We start from the raw sequence: 3,983 nt of genomic DNA, 5'->3' as shown, positions 1-3,983 counted from the left end.
CACTTCATGCGTCCGGTGCGCAACGGCGACGTGCTCGTCACCGCGCGCGTGCTGCGCATGGGCCGCAATCTGGTGTTCGGCGAGGTCGAATTGTTCGACGCGGACGGCAAGATGGCCGTCCACGCGACATCGAGCTACGCGCTCATCAACTGAGCGGCGCGATGTTCGACCAGATCGTATTCGCGGGCGGCGGCAATCGCTGCTGGTGGCAGGCCGGCTTCTGGGACGTGGCGCAGCCCGCGCTCGCGCTGAAGCCGCGCGTCATCGCCGGTATCTCGGCGGGTGCCGCGACCGCATGCATGCTGTACACACGCGACTCGGCGTGGGTGATGCGCTATTACGAAGAAGCGCTGCGCCACAACAGGAAGAATGTTTACTGGGAGAACCTGCTCGGCAGCGAGCCGGTGTTTCCGCACTACCGGATCTACCGTCAGGCGCTGCTCGACATCTACGGCGAGCCGTTCGCAAAGCTTGCCGACGCGCCCGAGATCCGTATCGGCGTGTCGCATGTGCCGCGCTGGCTCGGCGCGCGCAGCGCGGTCGTGGCCGGCATTGTCGCGTACAACATCGAGAAATACATCCGCAAGACGCTGCACCCGACGCTCGGCCGCTCGCTCGGCTTCCGGCCGGAGTTCGTGCGAGCGCAGTCATGCGCGCGCGTCGAGGATCTCGCCGACCTGATTCTTCAATCGTCGTGTACGCCGCCGTTCACGCCGGTGCTGCGCCGTCATGGCCGGCCCGTGCTCGATGGCGGCATGGTCGACAACGTGCCGGTCGGCGCGCTCGATGCCTCGCCGGGCGACGTGCTGGTGCTCGTCACGCGCCTGTATCCGCGGCCGCAGATGTTTACGGTCGCGCACGGCGAGCAGCAGCGTCTGTACGTGCAGCCGTCAAGCAAGGTGCCGATTTCGAGCTGGGACTACACGAGCCCGTCGCAGATGAAGCTGGCCTACGATCTTGGCCGCCGCGACGGCGAGCACTTCCTCGCATACGTCGAATCGATGACGGACGGGCGCGTCGCGGTCTGAGCATGCGGTCCGATGCGCTTGCCGCCGCGTCGATCGCGCCGCGCACACGGCCGCGGCTGCGTCAGCGCTTGCGGATCGGCGTCAGTGCGTCCGGATTGACGACGTTCGACATATCGCCCTGGTCGAACGCGAGGATGTTCTGGAATGCCGCGCTGAAATACAGTTCGTAGCTTTCGCGTTCGACATAGCCGATGTGCGGCGTGCAGATCACGTTCTCCATCCGCAGCAGGCTGTAGCCCTGCAGGATCGGCTCGCTCTCGAACACGTCGATCGCGACCATGCCGGGCCGGTTGTGCGACAGCGCGTTGACGAGCGCGTTCTCCTCGAGCAGCTCGGCGCGGCTCGTGTTGACGAACAGCGCGGTCGGCTTCATCCGCATCAGGTCTTCCTGCTTGACGATGCCGCGCGTATCGTCGTGCAGCCTCAGGTGCAGCGACAGCACGTCGCTCTGCTCGAACAGCGCCTCGCGGCTTTCGGCCGCCGTATAGCCGTCCGCGCGCGCCGCTTCGAGCGAATGCTCGCGACCCCACACCAGCACGTTCATGCCGAATGCCTTGCCGTAGCCCGCGACGAGCCGGCCGATCTTGCCGTAGCCCCAGATGCCGAGCGTCTGGCCGCGCAGCACCTGGCCGAGCCCGAAGTTGGGCGGCAGCGCCGACGTCTTCAGGCCGGACTGTTGCCATGCGCCCTGCTTCAGGTTCGCGACGTACTGCGGAATGCGGCGCTGGGCCGCCATGATCAGCGCCCAGGTCAGCTCGGCGGGCGCGACCGGCGAACCGGTTCCTTCGAGCACCGCAATGCCGCGGTCGGTACAGGCCGCGAGGTCGACGTGGCTCGACACGCGTCCGGTCTGGCTGATCATGCGCAGATGCGGCAGCTTGGAGAGCAGTTGGGACGAGATCGGCGTGCGTTCGCGAATCAGCACGAGCGCTTCGACTTCCGCCAGCCGGCTCGCGAGCTGGCCGAGCCCGCGCACCGTGTTGTTGAAGATCTTCACGTCATGGTCGGCGAGCATCTGGAAGCAATTCAGTTTGCGGACGGCGTCCTGGTAGTCGTCGAGAATGGCAATTTTCATGGTTAGCGGGTGTCGCGCGTTGAAACAGGGGGCGGCGGCGCTCGTCGCGCGTCGTCCCGCCCGGTCGGGGCCGACATGATGCTATGCCGGACGCCCACGTGGTGTCTTTTTAACAGGTTGTTACGCCCCGCCGCAATGGGCGTCCGGCCTGTCCTGGCGCCGTTTTCCGGTGAGCGGCCGGGGCTGCGATGCCGTACCGCGTCAGCGGGGATCTTGCTGAATCGGACGTTTCCCGGACGAGGTTCACCCAATTGTTTCGTCAATCAGAATAATTGAATCGTTTGTCCGCCAGAGCCGAGCACAATTGACTATTTTTATCGAGATGCGGGGGTTTGTTGAGCAACTCTGCATCGTTTTTGCGGTCGTAGGAGAATTACCCATTTGCTTCAATTTTATGAAGCGGTAACAGCGGCAGGAGTCGTATATGGATCATTTGCAGTCGATGCGCGTGTTCGTCAAGGTTGCGGATCTCGGTAGTTTCGCGCGGGCCGCGAGTGCAATGGATATCTCCAACGCCGTGGCGACGCGTCACGTGGCCGATCTGGAAGGCCGCCTCGGCACGCGGCTGCTCAATCGCACGACGCGCAGCCTGTCGCTCACGGAGTCCGGCCAGGTCTATCTGGAGCGCGCGCGCCAGATTCTCGACGAGCTCGAGGACGTCGAGCAAATGGTCGTCGCCCGCAATCACGAGCCGGTCGGCACATTGCGCATCGTCGCGCCCGTCGTATTCGGCCTGCACAACCTCGCGCCCGTCCTGAAGACCTATACGGAGCGCTTCCCGAAAGTCGTGCCGGATCTGACGCTGGTGGATCGGCAAGTCGATCTGGTCGAGGAGGGCTTCGACGTTGGCATTGTGACCACGCGCCAGATGCGCAGTGCGAGCATCGTCACGCGGCGCCTGACCACCGGCTGCATGACCGTCTGCGCAACGCCGAGCTATCTGGAAAAACACGGCGTGCCGACCCATCCTGAACAGCTGATGGAGCATCCGGCACTGAGCCTGCCGTCCGAATTCTGGGGCGATGACCGTGTGTTTACCGGGCCGGAAGGCGAAGTGCGCGTGCGTCCGTCCAACGTGATCGTCGCGAACAATACCGAGATGCTGCGCCAGTTTGCGCTGCTCGGCATGGGCATTGCGTTCCTGCCGAGCTATCTGATCGGCGGCGACACATCGCGTGGCCGCCTCGTGCGTCTGTTGCCCGACTACCGGCTGCCGCAGGTCGAAATCAACGTCGTCTACCCGAGCCGCCGTCACCTGCCGGCCAAGGTGCGAACCTTCATCGATCATCTTGTCGAGCATTTCAGCCAGTCCGTCGACGCGGCGGCGGGCGAGCCGTGGGCGGCGCAGGGTGCATCCGCGGGGGCGACCGGGCTGGACACGTTGCCCGAGCGAGTGGAGGGCGAACCGGGTTCGTCGCCGCGGGGGACGAAAGCGCGTGCGCGCGTAACGGCGCCGTCGCCGCTGTAACGCGGCAAAGCAGGACGGTGGCAGGCGAGCCGTCCGGGCAATAAAAAACGCGGATCGGGATCGATCCGCGTTTTGTTCGTGGGCCCGACGACATGCGTCGCGGGCCACGACGACTCGGTCAGGAACCGGTCTTGCGCGTCGGCGTCTTGCGTGCGGCGGTCTTCGCGGCAGGCTTCGCGGCCGTCTTGCGCGCGGCCGTCTTGCGTGCTGGCGCCGGCTTTTCCGCGGCGTCCTCCGTCACGGTTTCCGTTTCCTTTGCCGCCGATTTTGCTGTCTTCTTCGCTGCGGCAGCCTTCGGTTCCTTCTTCTCGAATTCGAAGCCGATCTTGCCGTCCGGCTGCTTCACCAGATACGCCTTGAAGCTGCGGCCGGTGCGCGCCGACTTGAAGCCGGGCAGCAGGTCGGTGCGGCC

General features: G+C 65.2%; 5 protein-coding genes. 3 read left to right on the top strand and 2 right to left on the bottom strand.

Going from position 1 to position 3,983, the window contains the following annotated elements:
- Together KH616_RS22595 and KH616_RS22590 are read left to right on the top strand one after the other, a co-directional pair.
- The coding region (locus KH616_RS22595) for a PaaI family thioesterase (protein WP_292252130.1) at nucleotides 1–153 on the top strand (153 nt) is incomplete at its 5' end.
- 8 nt (nucleotides 154–161) lie between these two features.
- Entirely contained in the window at nucleotides 162–1,028 is an 867-nt protein-coding gene (locus KH616_RS22590) for a patatin-like phospholipase family protein (protein WP_292252129.1), read from the top strand.
- A 61-nt stretch (nucleotides 1,029–1,089) separates the two neighbouring features.
- Here the strand turns inward: KH616_RS22590 and KH616_RS22585 are convergent, their stop codons facing one another.
- Nucleotides 1,090–2,103: a D-2-hydroxyacid dehydrogenase family protein gene (locus KH616_RS22585; protein WP_292252128.1), complete on the bottom strand. Its 1,014-nt coding sequence runs from the start codon at nucleotides 2,101–2,103 to the stop codon at nucleotides 1,090–1,092.
- 424 nt (nucleotides 2,104–2,527) lie between these two features.
- Here KH616_RS22585 and KH616_RS22580 point away from each other — a divergent pair, with 424 nt between their 5' ends.
- Nucleotides 2,528–3,571, top strand: a complete 1,044-nt coding sequence (locus KH616_RS22580; RefSeq protein WP_292252127.1) for a LysR family transcriptional regulator — start codon at nucleotides 2,528–2,530, stop codon at nucleotides 3,569–3,571.
- Nucleotides 3,572–3,689: 118 nt separating this feature from the next.
- Here the strand turns inward: KH616_RS22580 and KH616_RS22575 are convergent.
- The coding region (locus tag KH616_RS22575) for a topoisomerase C-terminal repeat-containing protein (RefSeq protein ID WP_366835118.1) at nucleotides 3,690–3,983 on the bottom strand (294 nt) is incomplete at its 5' end.

The organism is Burkholderia sp. (genome assembly GCF_018375725.1).
Taxonomy (GTDB): Bacteria; Pseudomonadota; Gammaproteobacteria; order Burkholderiales; family Burkholderiaceae; genus Burkholderia.
The sequence above is the reverse complement of the archived record's forward strand: the minus strand, read 5'-3'. Positions and strand labels throughout refer to the sequence as shown.